Source organism: Peribacillus sp. B65 (assembly GCF_058513295.1).
This window is the reverse complement of the sequence record NZ_CP195840.1, coordinates 1894000-1908341: the sequence shown is the minus strand read 5'-3', so window position 1 is coordinate 1908341 and position 14342 is coordinate 1894000. Positions and strand designations below refer to the sequence as shown.

Genomic DNA, 14342 nt, shown 5'->3' with positions numbered 1-14342 from the left:
ATTTACAGGTTGTTTTCCACCACCCATTCTTCCAGGAGAAGAATGGGGTAGTGGTTTCAACCTATCAATACAGGAAAAAATCTTGTCTACATTCTCCGCTGTTTAGGTTCGGTCGTTGCTAATGTCCGCATTAATTTAACTTCATGTGGAGTCAGCTCCCGGGAATCTCCTGCTGTTAAACCGTCCAATGTCAAGAAACCATATTGTTCCCTCTTCAATTTAATGACGGGATGGCCAATTGCTTCGAACATCCGGCGGACTTGCCTGTTCCTGCCTTCATGTATTGTGATTTCAACGATGGCCGTTTCCTTTTTCTTGTCGGTAGACAATACCCTTGTCTTGGCTGGAGCAGTCTTGCCATCCTCCAACTTGATACCTTTATCCAGCTTTTTCAAGCTTTCACGCAAAGGCATTCCTTTCACTTTTGCCACATACACTTTATCCACTTCATGCTTCGGATGCATTAACGTGTTTGCAAATTCTCCGTCATTCGTTAAAATCAATAAGCCCGAAGTATCGTAATCCAATCGGCCAACTGGATAAATCCGTTCATTGATGTAAGGGAAAAAGTCCGTTACGACTTTTCTGTTCTTATCATCAGAAACTGCCGAAATGACGCCGCGCGGTTTATAGAATAGGAAATAAACCGGGGCTTCTTTTTCAAGCGGGACTTCATTAACCTCGACCTTATCATTAGGCCCTACCTTCACACCTAATTCCTTCACTACTTTGCCGTTCACTTTTACCTTACCTTCTAAAATCAACTCTTCTGCTTTACGGCGGGAAGCCAGTCCAGCATGTGCTATCACCTTTTGTAATCGTTCCATCTATCTTCACCCCATAGTATAATCATTCGTTTGTTATTGTCTATACATACACAATCATACAATTATTACATATTGAGAGGCAAAAACAAAAGGTTTTTCGCTATTAAGAGCTTTTCTTTTATTATTACACCAATAATGGGACGGTTAAATGGGTTGGTTTCCATAATGAGTGTAACATAGCTTATTTTTCCATACAAAAAAATGTTTCTTTTGATGAAATTTTGAATGAACCCTATTAATGGAGGACTAATTTTAAGAAAAAAGACAAAAAAAAAAGAAATGGAATCGCCCATTTCCCTACCTTTAATTCATACCGAAAACCAGTGTGACGACAATAACGGCAGCTATGATTCCGATCAAGTCTGCCAATAGGCCGACCTTAAGGGCATCACCCATTTTTTTGATTCCGACGGCTCCAAAATAAACGGTCAATACATAGAAGGTGGTATCTGTACTTCCCTGAATCGTGGCAGCCAAGCGCCCAATAAAGGAATCCGGTCCATAAACCGATATCAGGTCGCTGGTGATTCCTAAAGCGGCGGTTCCGGATATTGGTCTAATAATCGCAAGGGGTAAAACCTCAGACGGAAAATGAAGAAAGGAAAGCAAGGGCTGCAGTGATTGTACAATGAAATCCAACGCCCCTGATGCTCTAAATACTGAAATCGCCACAAGCATCCCTACCAGGAAAGGGATGAGGGAAAAAGACATGCTGATTCCTTCTTTCCCCCCCTCAACGAAGGTCTCATAGGTGGGAACTCTTTTCAATGTGCCGTAGAGTAATATGCAGAGTATCAAAATCGGTATCATCCAAATCGAAATGGTGGTCATCCAGTGCAACATCCTATTCCCTCCCGTTCCTCTTTCTCCTGTAATAAAAATATCGATCTATCGCGATTCCTCCAACGGCAGAAATGGCCGTTGCTATTATGGTCGGAAAAACGATGTCCGTCGGGGAGTGGGCATCGTAATTCATGCGGATCGCAATGACAGTAGTTGGAATCAACGTTACGCTTGAGGTATTGATTGCTAAAAAAGTGACCATCGAGCGGCTGACCGTTGCTTTTCCTCCATTTAGTTTCTTTAGCTGTTCCATGGCTTTTATACCAAGAGGCGTAGCTGCATTCCCCAATCCGAATGTGTTTGCCATCATATTGGAAAGTATATACCCCATAGCGGGATGATTAGGAGGAACTTCTGGGAACAGCCATCTCATGAATGGCTTGAACAAGTTGGATAGTTTATCTAACAGCCCCGACTCCTCCGCTATTTTCATCAGGCCCAGCCAAAAAACTAGTATGCTCATCAATCCCAGACAAAGGGTGACCGCTTCCTTTGCGCTGACAAAAAGAGCTTCATTCACCTGTTCCATCGTCCCATTAACCATGCCAAAGACAATACCGATCACAAACATCCCGAACCAAATGTAATTAACCATTTCGTCCGATTCCCAATACCGCTTCAAATACCTCAGCCCATGAAGATTGGAATGATTGTTGCTTGAAGCTTTCTTTTGCTTCCCCATAAAAAATCGAACGAGTGCCTATTTTCTTTCCATCGAGATAGATGGATGCTCTGCCAACCACTTCCGGGATTTTCCTTTTATCTTTCCAAGCCTTCTGGGGCTTCAGCAATTTCATTTTCACATTGACCATTTCTCTCTCTTCTTTTGTCAGTGGGTACGAAAAATCATTTTTAATGTAGACATGCCCTTTATATATTTCATTTTCCATATTTTTTACCATGCCTTCGGGTAAAATTTCTGTCGGCTTATAATCCTTAAAGGCGGATTCGTACATTTGAATATGATCATTCCAATCATCCGGGCCATTCAATGTCACAGCAATCAGGTCATGTTCGTTTTTTGTTGCCGTCGTGACCAAGGTACGTTTTGCTAGTTTGGTATAACCTGTTTTCCCACCTGTGCAATACTCATATAGTTGTGTAAGCAAACGGTTTTTGTTCTTCCATACATAATCCCATTGTTCTGTGGAATTAGGTGCCCTGTGTTCCTTTGTGCCGGCAATCTTTACATACGTTTTATTTTGCATGGCATAACGAGTGAGTATGGCCATATCATATGCGGTTGAATAATGGTTCTTCGTATTATCCAAACCATGCGGATTTGAAAAATGGGTATTTTTCATTCCGATTTCTTCAGCTTTTTGATTCATCATCCAGACGAATCCATCCAGGCTTCCGCCAACCTTTTCGCTGATCGCGACTGCTGCATCATTACCTGAACGAAGCATCAAGCCATAAACCAAATCTTCGAGCTTAATTTTTTCTCCTTCTTTTAAATAAAGGGAAGAGCCCTCCGTCCCGAAGGCATTGCTGCTTACCTTCACTTTTTCATCCATTTGTCCCGATTCAATAGCCAAGATAGCCGTCATTATTTTCGTAATGCTTGCAATACGGTTCTTTTCATGGGCATTCACTTCATAAATGACCCTTCCGCTATCCTCATCCATTAAAATCGCACTATGGGCACTTACGGATACATTTGCTTTGGCGCTTTGTACAGGAGCCATAAAAGACAACAGGAGAATGACGATACACAAACTTGATAACCCTTTATATGGAAAACGCATGAGTGCCCCCTCGTCTCTTTACTTGTTTTTGTACAAGTTTATGCAAAGGGACAAGGGTTATGAATAAAAGAATGTAATCCTTCATGTCATCCACTGATTTTCTCAGTGATTTCCCATAAAAAAAATCGATAGGGGACCCCTATCGATTTAGTGTTCTATCATACTAATAATGCAGCGATTTCATCAATTTTCTTAGCTCCGAATACCACTTCTTCATCATTGATGATCATGGCCGGCACGCTCATGACTTTATATTTCTTCTTGATTTCCTGGAAATTGCTTATATCGACCATTTCAGCTTCAACGTTAGGGTTTTCAATCGCTATGCGCTGAGCGCCCACTACAACGTCAGGACAGTAGTGACATGCCAATGAAACCATAACCTTAATGTTCGCTTTTTTACTGATACCCTTGATTGAATTCAATACGACTGAATCCAATGCTTGACCAGGTCCGGCCAGGTTATAGATAGCCAGAATGAAGGAATTCAACTCATGGCCGCCTGGTACACCGTGGTATTTGACGCCACTGTATTCACCATTCGAATTTAAGAGGGAAACGACAGGGAACTTATCTGCATTGATTTTTTCTTCAATTTCCGTATTTTCCCCTTTGTTGTATAACTCAAGATGGAGCTTATCTCCTAATTCCGCAACATCCAACAAGAAGTCTCGCAATTCGACTGATTTTGGCAAACTTTCATCGACGATGGACACTAATGTAACGTCGCTCTCCATCTTGCCGAAGATTCCCTTTAATTGGCCACGTAACGCATCACTCAATAAAGCGCTCTTGCCTGCTGGGACAGCGGCCTGTTCTTTTTTCGCCGGTTTCTCAACTTCAGGTTCATCTTTGATTCCCAGGCGATCTTTTTCTTCTGCAATATATTTACCGGCATCCGTTGCTGCAATCGCTCCATCAGATACAGCTGTGATAATCTGGCGCAAGGATTTGGGTCTTAGGTCGCCCGCTGCATAAACACCCTTCACACTAGTCTTCATATCATCATCGGTTAAAATGTAACCAGCATCATCCATTTCGATATGGCCATTGAAAATCTCTGTTTTCGGCTCGTAACCTATGAAAACGAATACGCCAAACGTACTGTCTTCTTCCTTCGCCTTATATTCAAACTCTTCTTTAGTCGCATTATTGATGAAACGGGCACTTTGAATCATCCCGTCTCCATATACCCCAAGGATTTCCGTATTGAATTTCACTTCAATCTTATCATTTGCCATTACTTTATCAACAATGGACGGGGCACACGAGAAGCTTGATTCCCGGGCGATGATTGTAACTTTTGTTGCAAAGCGTGTCAGGAAAATAGCTTCTTCAGCAGCTGCATATCCTGCCCCGATAACGAAAACTTCCAACCCTTCAAAGAATTCACCATCACATGTTGAACAATAAGCTACACCGCGGCCGGTAAATTCCTCTTCACCTGGAAATCCTAGTGTTCTTGGAGAAGCACCCGTTGCAATGATGACTGCGCGTGCATGGTAGTCCCCTCCAAGGGTTTTTACGACTTTCACCTCACCGGAGAAATCCACGCCCGTTACATCGGCTTTGGCGAACTCAACGCCAAAATCTTCATTTTGAAGCTTCATTTCTTCAACTAACCTAGGGCCCGATATATGACGGATACCAGGATAATTGGCTATTTCCGACGTAGTTGCAGCTTGTCCGCCGCCAGTTCCTTTTTCTAGGATTATTGTTTTTAGCTTGGCTCTTCCTGCATAAACACCTGCTGAGAGGCCTGCAGGACCGCCACCAATAATTAATAAATCATATATTTTTTTCATCTTTTGTGCTCCTTGCTGAATGATTATAACGTGCTAAAATGATTATTTTGAAAAACAAAAGGCACTTATTTTAGGTAAGTGCCTTTTGTCATTAGATCATGTCGGACGAATTGTCCAGTAATCGTAATCAATGCTGGGTATGTCCATTACCTTTAGAAACGGACCCTCCCATTAAAAATTAAAGTTTACCTACAAGGTCTAGGCTTGGTTCAAGTGTATCTTCACCTGGAGTCCATTTTGCAGGGCAAACTTTATCTCCATGTTCCGCTACGAATTGTGCAGCTTGAACTTTTCTTACAAGTTCTTCTGCATTACGGCCAATTCCTAAATCATTGACTTCGTATGCTTTAATTTGTCCTTCTGGATTTACGATGAAAGTTCCACGTAGAGCCAAGCCATCTTCTTCAATCAATACACCGAATTGACGGGATAAAACGTTTGCCGGGTCAGCTAGCATTGGATATTGGATTTTACCGATTGTATCAGTAGCATCAGCCCATCCTTTGTGGCTGAAATGAGTATCTGTTGAAACTGAGTAAACTTCACAACCGATTTCCTTGAATGTTTCATAGTTATCTTGAAGATCAGCTAATTCAGTTGGACATACGAAAGAGAAGTCAGCTGGGTAGAAAAAGAATACTGCCCATTTTCCTTTAACATCTTCAAGTGTAACTTCTTTGAACTCTCCTGCATGGTAAGCTTGTACTTTAAAATCTTCAACTTGTTTATTGATTAATGACATAATAAATTCCTCCAATAGCTAATTTTTTTATCTGCTCCTATTTATAATAATTATTAAATAGAAACTAGTCAATAAATATACCTTAATAATTTTTAAGTTCACAAATTGGTCACAGTTTTTATATTGATATAAATTAATTATTTTTAAAAACCCATAGTACTTCAGATATGCAGTAATAACACATTTCCAATGTTATTTCAAGGATTTCAATAAGACATGTACTCACTATTTCGTGAGATGATATCATCTCCCTTTCAATCTAATTATAATATCCAAATGAGAATCATAAGTCGCTTTAAAATTAAATTAGCAGGTTCTCCTTTATATCCTTGCCATAATTTCCCTAAAAAATTCTTGATACAAAATTTCAGGCAAAAAAACACGAACCTTTACGGCTCGTTTCAGTTTGGTGGCAAAATGTTGTTCGGATTCCAAATAGTAAGGTGAAGGTCGAAAAAAATTTGTGAACGGTCGAATATAGTGCCTCGACGGTCGAATACTGTGCGAGGTAGGTCGAATAAAGTGTAGTTTAGGTCGATAAACTGCGTTAACGTCCCACGACAGTGCTGCGGGTCGAAAAAAGCTCTCCGGTCTTTATGGTTTTTACTGTCATCTTCATTGAATTGAGAAATTTACGACACTACTGCCGAAAAACTGGCTGCAGAGACACCAAAGGCGCTTGCTTTGTTTTTGCTTGGCAGACAGTCGGCGGAACTTTTCAAATAAAAAACTGCAGGCAAACTGAGTTTTCATCGAGTTTGTCTACAGTCCGGAACGAACCTTTACGGCTCTGTATTTGTATTTGGTTCTCCAAAAACTTTACTATATTTTATCTGTTATTGCATTTTCCAAATAAGCTTTTTCGCTTCGGTGAACCTTACGGCTGTTTTCGGCCAGTTTACAATGTCCCACCATTTGTCCACATAGGCTGCCCGATTATTTTTATATTGCAGGTAATAAGCATGTTCCCATACGTCAAGAACAAGGATCGGGATTGTATCCCACTGAGTCAAAACCATATGCAATTCCGATTGAAGTATTTCTAGCCGCCGCGCACGCGGAACCCAGACTAAAATCGCCCAGCCAACACCTTCCACTTGTTTGGCAGCTTCACTAAAATGACTTTTAAAAGCGGCAAAGCTTCCAAAATCCTTCTCAATCTGGTTAAGTAAATCCCCCCTTGGCTGTCCGCCTCCTCCCGGGATCATCTCTTCCCAGAACAGCGTATGGAGATAATGGCCTGACCCATGAAAGGCTGCTTCCTTTTCCCAATGTTTCAACAAGGAAAAATCTTTTGTTTCCCTCGCTTTTTTCATCATCAATTCCGCTTTATTCAGACCATCGACATATGCTTGATGATGCTTATCATGGTGCAGATACATGATTTCCCTCGAAATCGTCGGCTCCAACGCATCATAGGCATAAGGTAACGGCGGTAGCGTATGTTTCCCAATCGGCACCGATTGCCTTTCCTGTATATTGAATTCCCTAGCGAGCTCTTCAATTTCCTCGTAAACCCGAGCCATCTCTTCTTCAATCAGGACCATATCCTCATAATCCATTTCTTCTGCATCCATATCTTTTGTCATCTCGGAAAGCCGTTCAATATTTGACAGCAATGGCGAATCGGTGATATCGATCTTCTCAAGATATTCCATCACTCCATCAACCCAATCACTTACCTCTTTAGCATAATCTCTTACATCAGACATCTTGCAACCTCCTCTTAGCCTTTATACACATAAATCATCAAAGTATTTTATGTTTCGAATAAGCGGAGATTCCATTTATAGATAAAAAAAAACAGCTAGGCCTATTAAGCCTAGCTGTTTCATTATCTTGACTGTAACATTTTCGTCCGGTAATCCGTTTCATAAAACTCCAATTCTTCACGCATGGTCTGGAATCCACTTTCCACTGCCTTCAGAATGGTTATTATGCTGTCAGGTACACTTTGGTGAAATTTAATCGAGTTTTTCCCTGTATAGGCAGATCTGCTGTCCTCAAACCACCGATCTGATTTTGGGGAAAAGTATTCTTCGATACATTGATGATAAATTCTATAAAGCGTCTTTTCAGCTGCAGCTTTATTGAAAACATCATTTTTCAGAACGATTTGGCAAGCCTCCAAGCCCTCTTCACAACTTACAAGCATTCTTCTTAAACTAGAAAGGATCCCTTTATAATAGGTTTCATCCCCGCTTTTTTCTTCTTGCAGCTTAGAATAGGTCGTCTCATTTATAAATTCCTCTAGCTGAGCCACTGTCGTTTCTAAAAAGCCTTTTACATCCTCAAGCTGAGATTTTACCAATGTATTCCCCAACCGTGAACCCTCCTCAAAATGATTAAGATTGAATATAATAGTCAACATGTGATTCTATATCATATGGTTTAGCTTGGTCAATAGATATAAACACTTTCTCCAATTTTTCAAAATCCATATTTTCGAAATAACCAGCCAGCTCTTTTTCTGCATTTATATATATACGTTTTCGGTTAACCAGGCTCGGGTCCTTGAGTAAACAGACCATGGCAATGATATCAGCCATATAAATATCCCTGTTAGGGCTTTTGAATATGGGATTGGCGGGATATGGGGTCCAACGAGTGACCATCTCATCAAAATAGCGAAGATACAGTACATTCAGCGTCTTTTCTTCTCCATCCTTTATGTATTGTATAACGGATCGATTAAAAAAATCCTCAGGTGAATTTGACTTTGACTTTTCAAGCCCAAATCCATTGCATGCTACAATTTGCACCCGCAATCCCCCCGCATTCATTTTTTTCTATATTATCACAATTTAAAGAAAAATGTTATTCGATTGTTTGCTGAAATTTTTCAAAAAACAGATCGGCTTCACCATTTTCAAAGCTATCATCCGAATTATCGGCTAGTGGCGGTAATTCTTCTATGGAATTCAGGCCGAAGTAATCCAAAAACTCTTTTGTTGTCCCATATAAATAAGCCCGGCCGGAGCCTTCAGCACGGCCGACCTCTTTTATTAAGACTTTAGTGACAAGTGTATGAATGGGGCGTTCCGTTTTCACTCCCCGAATTTCATCAATTTCCGCTCTGGTAATCGGCTGCTTATAGGCAATGATTGCGAGTGTTTCCAAGGCAGCCTGGGACAAGCCTTGAGTGCTTGATGTTTCCACTAGCCTTTTCAAGTAATCCGAGTGCTCTTTCTTTGTCGTCATTTGATAAACACCCGCTATTTCGATCACCTGAATCCCGCGTACATCAGATATATATTCTTCCTTCAAACTTTCAACGATGTCCGTTGCTTGATATTCCGTAATTTCCAGGACAGAGGCAATTTGTTTGACGGAGAGCCCTTCATCTCCGGCAGCAAACAATAATGCCTCAAGAATCCCTTTCCAATTAATAACTTCCAACTGGTTCTACACCTTCCTTAGCAGCAATCATGATTTCCGAAAAGTTATCTTCCTGTTCAACGATGATTTCATTTAGTTTCATCAGTTCCAGCACCGCCATGAAAGTGATGACGATATGCTCCTTAACCGGGAGCGAAAACAGTTCAAAAAAACTTTTCTTCCCTTTTATTGATTGTAACTCAATCATGATTTCATCCATTCGTTTCTCGATCGATATCTCTTGTTTCGTTACTTTCGTGTATAGCGGCTTTTGAATTTTTTGCCTTCGCAGCAGTTTTTGCAGAGCACCCAACATATCATATAGACTTATATTCAACTCTTGTTTATCACTTTCCGCTTCTTTAACATAAACAGATAAATCACTTGGGGGTTTGGTGAACAGCAAGCTGCGTTCTTCTTCCATCCCTTTAAATTCTTCGGCTGCATATTTATACTTTTTATATTCTAATAGTTTTTCCACAAGCTCGTCCCGTGGATCTTCCTCAAATATTTCCCCATCTTCATCAATCAATTGTTCATCTTCATGCTTTGGAAGCAACATTTTACTTTTGATGGCAAGCAGTGTTGCAGCCATCACCAGATATTCGCTGGCCACATCCAATTCCAGATGCTGCATCGTATGGATGTACCCTAGGTATTGATCTGTTATGTCAGCCATCGGAATATCATAGATGTCTATTTCCAGGCGATTAATCAAATGCAGGAGTAAATCCATCGGACCTTCGAAAGCGTCAATTTTAATATTATAACCCATTAAATTACCTCATTTAAATCTAATTGGCCGATAAAGGCCTATTTCTTTTACTTATCAAGTATAGTGGATTGCCGCCCTTTATCCAAATAATAATTTACTGTCCTCAGAAAAGTTCTTTAATGGATTTCCGACAAATGGGTTGATGCCCAATCACATTCCGAAATCCAACATAACCTAGAAATGTAAGAATAGCAGAACAAAGGAGGTACTCATTATGGGTGCAGGTGGTTTTGGACACGGCGGCGGATTCGCGTTTATTGTAGTATTGTTCATTTTATTAGTTATCGTCGGTGCTTCTTGGTGTTAAATGAAGGCTGATGAATCAAGCTGATTGCCTTGCAATCGGCTTTCTTTATTTTCCAAGAAAAAATTCTATGCTAAACTTGGTGAGTATACATAGTGGGTGTTAGGCTATAAGAAAATGTTATTTGCCTTACCTTAGATAATTCCATCAAACAAAAGGGGTGCTCCTATTGAATTACGCGGAAGACTACCTTTCTTTCCTAGTCCATTTCCATGGGACTAGGGATTACTTCGAATGTCATGAAATTCTTGAAGAATATTGGAAAGAAACCGCACCAAAAGAGCGTGACTCTCATTGGGTCGGGCTCATTCAAATTGCGGTTGCCCTGTATCATGATCGTAGGGGAAACAAAAAAGGGGCTGCAAGGACCCTGTCTAAAGCCCTATCAAATCTCCACCATAAAAAGGCCGAGCTCCTGGAGTTGGGACTCGATCCAGAACGACTGTACAAATTGCTCGAGGACACACATGAGCGAATGTTATCTCAAAAGCCATATGAAAGCATTAATCTGCCTATTGCGGATCAAGGCTTGATCGAAATTTGCCAGACCATGTGTTTGCAAGAAGGGTACATATGGGGTGCAGACAGCGACATGGCTAATTCCTCCATAGTCGATAAGCATCTAATGCGTGACCGTTCGGATGTCATTTCTGAAAGGGCTCGGCAGCTATCCCTTCGAAAAACAAGAAAGGAGGACCGCCCTTAAAGGTGGTCCTCCTTTCCAGCTTTCATATTCAGAATTCTTCACATCTGTCAAGAAAGCTTTCGGTAAACTCATTTGCTTTTAATTCTTTGTCAGGATATTGCTCCTTGATGGCCCTGACCATCGTTTTACCGATACCTTGCTTCCGGAAGGATGGATTTACAGATATATGTTGTATCTCAATGTGGTTTGGAGAGACTTCTATTCCGATCAAGCCCGTAATCTCTTCATCTTTCCATAAGAACAGCTGTAGATTTTCATCCGTTTCATAATTCTTCATCGTATTCCGAAGTGTTTTTATCTCTTTTTCATTTGGCATGAAAGATAATAATCCCATGGCAAACTTCTCATAACTTTTCTTATACTTAATCAACATAATATCCCTCGTTACTAAATAACGTTTTTATTATCTTCCTGTTTCCAATTAATTTGCTTTGAATAATAATCCTCACATATAACATTTACATCATACATAAAAACCTCGTTCGTTTCAACATCACTTTCAGCACTTGATTTATCGATGTGCTATGTGCTAAGCGATAAACAGCCAGTAAACGATTCCCCACATCAAAGCGATAATAAGCATCATAAGTAAAAGAGTCTTATTACTTTTCCTCATCCCATACTCCCTTTATGAATGGTCCAAATATTTAAATAACGAATTCATTCTACTATAACTTAACACAATCTGACAAATATCCTTGCAATCTTGCTTCGATTTTACTACATTGGTAAAGTGATCTAGGTTCATAGAATGCCCTCATAGGTATAAAAGACAAAGATACACCAAACTTTTTCGTTAAAAAAAACGTAGCTATCTTGGGCTATATAAATTTTTTCTAGAAAATATGTATCTTTTTTATCCTTTGTTTCGTCAAATACTATGAATCTGATTTAAAGTGCCGCCCTTTTATTGAAAGATTCCCAATTCAGCAGGAAAGGTTAAGGAGGATTATCATGAAAAAAATGAATAAATGGGTCATTGTAACCATTTTATTATGCCTATTATTGCCATATAAGGCTTTTGCAGATGCAGCTGTTGGTGAAATGATCGTCACACTTGGTGAGAATCTGACGAATGAACAAAAAAATATGATTTTATCAGAAATGAAAGCACCTAATGATGTTGAGGTTCTTACGGTTACAAATGCGGAGGAACATGAATACTTAGGAGACTATATTGCTAGCCGTCTGATCGGTACAAAAGCGATTTCATCTTCTGCGATTACTTTGGAGGAAAAAGGGACCGGACTTAAATTGGAGTCGAAAAACATTAACTGGGTTTCCGATGAAATGTATATCAATGCACTGGCAACAGCTGGAGTAAAGGATGCTACCGTTTATGTCACAGCGCCAATACCCGTCTCCGGTACAGCGGCTTTGACAGGGGTCATTAAAGCCTATGAAATCTCTGCCGATAAGAAGATTCCTGAAGATGTGAAACAGGCAGCGAATGAAGAAATGGTGAAAACAGCAAAATTGGGTGACGAAATCGGTACAGAAGAAGCCTCTGCACTTGTAACGAAAATCAAAGAGGAAATGGCTACAAATCCACCAGCCAATACTGAGGAGGTCCGCGAGGTTGTCGAGTCTTCAGCAAAAGACCTTGGAATCACCTTAAATGATGCTCAAGTCCAAAGTTTAATTGATTTATTCAATAAACTAAAAGAATTGGATATTGATTGGAACGCTGTCGGTGATCAGCTTACTGCAGCTAAAGATAAGCTTTCCAATTTTCTTGAATCCGAAGAGGGTCAATCATTTCTGGATAAATTGAAAGAAGTCTTCAGTAGTTTAATAGACGCGATCAAGTCACTTTTCAGTTGACTCCAATAAAAAAAGGATGGCCAATGCCATCCTTTTTTCTATTCTTTATTGACGACTGCCTCTTCATGAAGGGCCAAATCCAAATGGATAAGATCTTCGTACGTCTCGCGTTTGATGACCAACCGGGCTTCTCCATTTTCGGCAAAGACGACTGCCGGTCTCGGAATCCGATTGTAATTATTCGACATGGAATATCCATATGCCCCTGTACAAAATACCGCCAAAACATCACCGCGGCCGGCTTTTGGCAATGGTAAATCCCAAATCAGCATATCTCCGCTTTCACAGCATTTCCCGGCAATGGACACTGTCTCTTCTACAGGGTCAAGCGGCCGGTTTGCCAGAATTGCATCATACTTCGCCTCATAAAGAGCTGGACGTATATTATCACTCATGCCCCCATCAACGGCAATATATTTACGGACATTAGGAACTTCCTTTTCAGAACCGACCTTGTACAACGTCACACCGGCATCTCCGACTAAAGAACGGCCAGGTTCAATCCAGATTTCAGGCATTACTAAATCGGAATCAGCAATCAGGTTCTGCACTTCCCTAACGATTTCCTCAACATATTGAGACGCCGGTAGCGGATCATCCTCTTGTGTATATCGAATCCCGAATCCCCCTCCAAGATTCAATACCTTTGGTTGATACCCTACCGAATCGTGCCAATCATTCAGCTTGCCAATAATTTTTTGGGCCGCGAGAAGGAAACCTGTCGTTTGAAAGATCTGGGAACCTATATGGCAGTGCAGCCCTAGAACTTCCAGGAATTCACTTTGCAGCGCTTGCCTAAGGGCTGCTTCGGCCTGGCCATTAATAAGATCAAAACCAAATTTCGAATCTTCTTGCCCTGTCAAAATATAATCATGCGTATGGGCTTCAATACCCGGTGTTACACGAAGAAGGATTTTCACCTTTTGTTCACGGTTTGTACAAATTTCTTCCAACAGTGTCAACTCTGAAAAATTATCGACTACTATACAGCCAATGTCATAATCCAAAGCCATATGTAGCTCTTCTTCACTTTTGTTATTTCCATGAAAGTGAATCCGTTCTGTTGGGAAATTTGCCTTAATTGCCGTATACAATTCCCCCGCTGAGACAACATCGAGAGAAAGTCCTTCTTGCTCAGCCAACTGGATCATGGCAATCGAAGAAAAGGCCTTACTTGCGTAAGCAACTTGAGCCGAAATCCCCAATTCCTCAAAAGTTCTCTTAAACCCTCTTGCCCGTTCGCGAATTAGCTCTACATCATAAACATATAATGGTGTGCCAAATTGTTCGATCAATTCGATCGTGTCCACTCCGCCAATCTCCAGATGTCCACGTTCATTGACACCACCGGTTCCGTACAAATGCATGATAGCCTCACCTTCCTGACTTA

16 protein-coding genes are annotated in these 14342 nt (G+C 40.7%); 3 read left to right on the top strand and 13 right to left on the bottom strand.

Annotation, left to right across the window (positions count from 1 at the left end; all coding sequences use genetic code 11):
• Positions 1–86: 86 nt before the first annotated feature.
• The 11 genes from rluB to ACSR9O_RS09375 all read right to left on the bottom strand — a co-directional run bounded on the left by rluB (position 87) and on the right by ACSR9O_RS09375 (position 10118).
• Positions 87–827 carry a 23S rRNA pseudouridine(2605) synthase RluB gene (rluB, locus tag ACSR9O_RS09425; protein ID WP_034308106.1) on the bottom strand — a complete coding sequence of 247 codons (741 nt, stop codon included), beginning with the start codon at positions 825–827 and terminating at the stop codon, positions 87–89.
• Positions 828–1130: 303 nt separating this feature from the next.
• Positions 1131–1658 carry a spore maturation protein gene (locus ACSR9O_RS09420; RefSeq protein ID WP_397315852.1) on the bottom strand — a complete coding sequence of 176 codons (528 nt, stop codon included), beginning with the start codon at positions 1656–1658 and terminating at the stop codon, positions 1131–1133.
• Positions 1659–1671: 13 nt separating this feature from the next.
• Positions 1672–2265, bottom strand: a complete 594-nt coding sequence (locus ACSR9O_RS09415) for a nucleoside recognition domain-containing protein (RefSeq protein WP_101222457.1) — start codon at positions 2263–2265, stop codon at positions 1672–1674.
• Positions 2258–3418, bottom strand: a complete 1161-nt coding sequence (locus tag ACSR9O_RS09410) for a D-alanyl-D-alanine carboxypeptidase family protein (protein ID WP_434167350.1) — start codon at positions 3416–3418, stop codon at positions 2258–2260. Before ACSR9O_RS09410 ends, ACSR9O_RS09415 begins: the two co-directional genes overlap by 8 nt.
• Before the next feature lie 158 nt (positions 3419–3576).
• Positions 3577–5223, bottom strand: a complete 1647-nt coding sequence (locus ACSR9O_RS09405; RefSeq protein WP_101222459.1) for an FAD-dependent oxidoreductase — start codon at positions 5221–5223, stop codon at positions 3577–3579.
• A 178-nt stretch (positions 5224–5401) separates the two neighbouring features.
• Complete coding sequence (gene ahpC, locus ACSR9O_RS09400; RefSeq protein ID WP_034308115.1) at positions 5402–5965, bottom strand: alkyl hydroperoxide reductase subunit C; 564 nt, start codon at positions 5963–5965, stop codon at positions 5402–5404.
• An 836-nt stretch (positions 5966–6801) separates the two neighbouring features.
• Positions 6802–7677 (bottom strand): superoxide dismutase, encoded by an 876-nt coding sequence (locus tag ACSR9O_RS09395; RefSeq protein WP_230176969.1) that lies wholly within the window; start codon positions 7675–7677, stop codon positions 6802–6804.
• Between the two features lie 122 nt (positions 7678–7799).
• Positions 7800–8288, bottom strand: a complete 489-nt coding sequence (locus tag ACSR9O_RS09390; protein ID WP_101222461.1) for a YpuI family protein — start codon at positions 8286–8288, stop codon at positions 7800–7802.
• Between the two features lie 22 nt (positions 8289–8310).
• Positions 8311–8727, bottom strand: a complete 417-nt coding sequence (locus ACSR9O_RS09385) for a hypothetical protein (protein WP_202190569.1) — start codon at positions 8725–8727, stop codon at positions 8311–8313.
• A gap of 55 nt (positions 8728–8782) precedes the next feature.
• Positions 8783–9364, bottom strand: coding sequence for an SMC-Scp complex subunit ScpB (gene scpB, locus ACSR9O_RS09380; protein WP_230176970.1), 582 nt, complete (start codon positions 9362–9364; stop codon positions 8783–8785).
• Positions 9351–10118: a segregation/condensation protein A gene (locus tag ACSR9O_RS09375; RefSeq protein ID WP_101222464.1), complete on the bottom strand. Its 768-nt coding sequence runs from the start codon at positions 10116–10118 to the stop codon at positions 9351–9353. The genes scpB and ACSR9O_RS09375 overlap by 14 nt, the downstream gene beginning before the upstream one ends.
• A 214-nt stretch (positions 10119–10332) precedes the next feature.
• Between ACSR9O_RS09375 and ACSR9O_RS09370 the strand changes: the two genes are divergently transcribed.
• Together ACSR9O_RS09370 and ACSR9O_RS09365 are read left to right on the top strand one after the other, a co-directional pair.
• Complete coding sequence (locus tag ACSR9O_RS09370; protein ID WP_081108854.1) at positions 10333–10425, top strand: YjcZ family sporulation protein; 93 nt, start codon at positions 10333–10335, stop codon at positions 10423–10425.
• Between the two features lie 166 nt (positions 10426–10591).
• Positions 10592–11128 (top strand): DUF309 domain-containing protein, encoded by a 537-nt coding sequence (locus ACSR9O_RS09365; RefSeq protein WP_230176972.1) that lies wholly within the window; start codon positions 10592–10594, stop codon positions 11126–11128.
• 28 nt (positions 11129–11156) lie between these two features.
• On the opposite strand, the gene ACSR9O_RS09360 is transcribed toward ACSR9O_RS09365, so the two are convergent.
• Complete coding sequence (locus ACSR9O_RS09360) at positions 11157–11501, bottom strand: GNAT family N-acetyltransferase (RefSeq protein ID WP_101222466.1); 345 nt, start codon at positions 11499–11501, stop codon at positions 11157–11159.
• A 581-nt stretch (positions 11502–12082) separates the two neighbouring features.
• Here ACSR9O_RS09360 and ACSR9O_RS09355 point away from each other — a divergent pair.
• Positions 12083–12952, top strand: coding sequence for a DUF1002 domain-containing protein (locus ACSR9O_RS09355; RefSeq protein ID WP_491724312.1), 870 nt, complete (start codon positions 12083–12085; stop codon positions 12950–12952).
• A 38-nt stretch (positions 12953–12990) separates the two neighbouring features.
• Here the strand turns inward: ACSR9O_RS09355 and lysA are convergent, their stop codons facing one another.
• Positions 12991–14319, bottom strand: a complete 1329-nt coding sequence (gene lysA / locus ACSR9O_RS09350) for a diaminopimelate decarboxylase (RefSeq protein ID WP_101222467.1) — start codon at positions 14317–14319, stop codon at positions 12991–12993.
• Positions 14320–14342 lie beyond the last annotated feature (23 nt).

Coding starts and splice junctions, on each gene's coding strand:
- rluB (WP_034308106.1), bottom strand. CDS start 827: ATGGAACGATTACAAAAGGTGATAGCACATGCTGGACTGGCTTCCCGC.
- ACSR9O_RS09420 (WP_397315852.1), bottom strand. CDS start 1,658: ATGACCACCATTTCGATTTGGATGATACCGATTTTGATACTCTGCATA.
- ACSR9O_RS09415 (WP_101222457.1), bottom strand. CDS start 2,265: ATGGTTAATTACATTTGGTTCGGGATGTTTGTGATCGGTATTGTCTTT.
- ACSR9O_RS09410 (WP_434167350.1), bottom strand. CDS start 3,418: ATGCGTTTTCCATATAAAGGGTTATCAAGTTTGTGTATCGTCATTCTC.
- ACSR9O_RS09405 (WP_101222459.1), bottom strand. CDS start 5,223: ATGAAAAAAATATATGATTTATTAATTATTGGTGGCGGTCCTGCAGGC.
- ahpC (WP_034308115.1), bottom strand. CDS start 5,965: ATGTCATTAATCAATAAACAAGTTGAAGATTTTAAAGTACAAGCTTAC.
- ACSR9O_RS09395 (WP_230176969.1), bottom strand. CDS start 7,677: ATGTCTGATGTAAGAGATTATGCTAAAGAGGTAAGTGATTGGGTTGAT.
- ACSR9O_RS09375 (WP_101222464.1), bottom strand. CDS start 10,118: ATGGGTTATAATATTAAAATTGACGCTTTCGAAGGTCCGATGGATTTA.
- ACSR9O_RS09370 (WP_081108854.1), top strand. CDS start 10,333: ATGGGTGCAGGTGGTTTTGGACACGGCGGCGGATTCGCGTTTATTGTA.
- ACSR9O_RS09360 (WP_101222466.1), bottom strand. CDS start 11,501: ATGTTGATTAAGTATAAGAAAAGTTATGAGAAGTTTGCCATGGGATTA.
- ACSR9O_RS09355 (WP_491724312.1), top strand. CDS start 12,083: ATGAAAAAAATGAATAAATGGGTCATTGTAACCATTTTATTATGCCTA.
- lysA (WP_101222467.1), bottom strand. CDS start 14,319: ATGCATTTGTACGGAACCGGTGGTGTCAATGAACGTGGACATCTGGAG.